We start from the raw sequence: 2,208 nt of genomic DNA, 5'->3' as shown, positions 1-2,208 counted from the left end.
GGTACTTTCGTCGACGCGCTTCTACGCACAGATTTCGCCGTACGCAGGCATCCTAGCTACGCGGGGGCTTGGCCCCTCCCGCGACCGGATTTTCACCGGCTAGAAGATGCGTGCCTCTGGGCACGCTGCACAAAAAAAACACCTCTATCCGAGGTGTTGTTGCCAAACGAAACGTTTCCGAAGCCGGATACCTAATCGAACAACGGCGTCGACAAATAGCGCTCGCCGTGATCGGGCAAGATGACGACGATGTTCTTGCCTTCATTCTCAGGCCGCTTGGCCAGCTGCGCCGCGGCATAGATAGCCGCTCCAGAGGAAATCCCGACGAGCAGCCCTTCCGTCTTGGCGACGGTGCGCACCGTATCGAAGGCTTCCTCGGTCTTTACCTTGTAAATCTCGTCGACAATGCCGCCGTTAAACACGCCGGGGATAAATCCCGCCCCAAGTCCTTGCAGCTGATGCGCTCCGCGCTTGCCGCCGGACAATACCGGCGAATCGAACGGCTCGACCGCAACGACCTGAACCGACGGTTTTCTTTGCTTCAGCACTTCGCCGACGCCGGTAATCGTGCCGCCGGTACCGACTCCGCTGACGAAAATATCGACGGTTCCGTCGGTATCCCGCCATATTTCCTCCGCCGTCGTCACTCGGTGAATTTGCGGGTTGGCCGGATTGTCGAACTGCTGCGGAATGAACGAATTCGGTATGGACGCCGCCAACTCCTCCGCCTTTCTCATCGCTCCCGGCATGCCTTCCGCGGCCGGGGTCAGCACCAGCTCGGCTCCCAGCGCCTGAAGAATTTTGCGCCGCTCGATACTGAACGATTCCGGCAGCGTAATGATCAGCTTGTAGCCCAGAGCTACCGCGGCGAAGGCCAAGCCGATGCCGGTATTGCCGCTCGTCGGTTCGATAATGACGGAATCTTTGGTAATAAGCCCCTTCTCTTCCGCGTCCTTAATCATAGCGTAGCCGATCCGGTCCTTCACGCTTCCAGCCGGATTGAAATATTCCAGCTTGGCGATCAGCTTCGCGGGAAGCTGCTGCTGCTGATTATATTTGACAAGCTCCAGAAGAGGCGTGTTGCCTATCAAATCGGTTAAATTACGGGCGATGTTGGTCATGTTGAATCCTCCGGTTATTGATAAATATAACTATTACCTATCGATTAAGTATGTAATGAAATTTTATCATCATTAACATGGAATGTAAAATTTATTGAAAACAGCTCAACCCTCGAATCCCGTAACCGTGCGATGGTATAGCGCTAAAAACGCTGACTTCCCCTGAGAAAGCATCTTCCAAGCGCTCCTGTAAACAACATCCCTATCATTGCCGATTGCCCCGCGCATCATGCGTGAAACGGCCCCGCCCCTCCCCGGATCGAAAAAAGCCAATTCCGGCGCATACGACAAGGCAAAAGCGAACTAGCCCCTTCGGGGCCTGTAAGGTCCGCCAAAGGGGCTTGCTTATCGCTTCGCGCTGCGATTATTTAGGCATAAGCCGAGTCGATACGCCGATCCGGTTCCATGCGTTGATCGTAACGATCTGCATAATAATTTCGCTGATCTGCTTTGTCGGTAAAAAAGCGCTGCATCTCTTCAAACACTTCATCAGGCACATGCGTCTCGGCGACCAGCGTAATCGACTCCGTCAAAGCGAGCACCGCGCGCTCTTCGTCGCTGAAGTACGGCGTCTCTCTCCAGGCGTTCAAAGCGTAAATCCGCTGTTCCGTTTCGCCCATTTCGCGGGCGTCCCGCGTATGCATATCGATGCAGAATGCGCAGGAATTAAGCTGCGAAGCCCGGATTTTGATAAGCTCCTTCAGCTTCTTGTCAATAGTCGTACCGGCCGTGTATTGCTCAAGACCGAGCATCGCTTGATAGGCCTCGGGATTGACTTGATACATGTTAAATCTCGTTTTCATCGAAAGCTCCTCCTCATCCCTTCGCGGGATTGTGATTGTCCGTTCATGAATAAAGACAATCGGGGAGCTTTTTTGTGACATTTGCGAAAAAAAATTTGTACAGCTTCCTTTAGAAGAGTGGTGAAAAAGTCCGCTGCGGCGTCCATTTGATCCTCCAATCGCTGATATGAACGAGACTTGTCAATAGGCAGTTTGTAACTCCCCTTGGTTTTCCCTTACCCCTTTTCATACAAGAGGGGTGAACAAGCTGAACTAGAAGGCAAAAGCTATCAACGGTGAGCAGT

At 53.0% G+C, this 2,208-nt stretch carries 1 protein-coding gene and 1 pseudogene; both read right to left on the bottom strand.

All coding sequences use genetic code 11. The annotated features are described in order from the left end of the window. Positions 1-191 precede the first annotated feature (191 nt). On the bottom strand, positions 192-1,121 hold the full coding sequence (gene cysK, locus N0M98_RS33510; protein ID WP_249865532.1) for a cysteine synthase A: 930 nt from the start codon (positions 1,119-1,121) through the stop codon (positions 192-194). A 364-nt stretch (positions 1,122-1,485) separates the two neighbouring features. Then, positions 1,486-1,924 (bottom strand): annotated as a pseudogene (locus tag N0M98_RS33505) (carboxymuconolactone decarboxylase family protein). Positions 1,925-2,208 lie beyond the last annotated feature (284 nt).

It is taken from the genome of Paenibacillus doosanensis (assembly GCF_025060755.1).
Classification (GTDB): domain Bacteria; phylum Bacillota; class Bacilli; order Paenibacillales; family NBRC-103111; genus Paenibacillus_S; species Paenibacillus_S doosanensis.
Note: the sequence above shows the minus strand (reverse complement) of the source record. Positions and strands in the feature narration are given on the sequence as shown.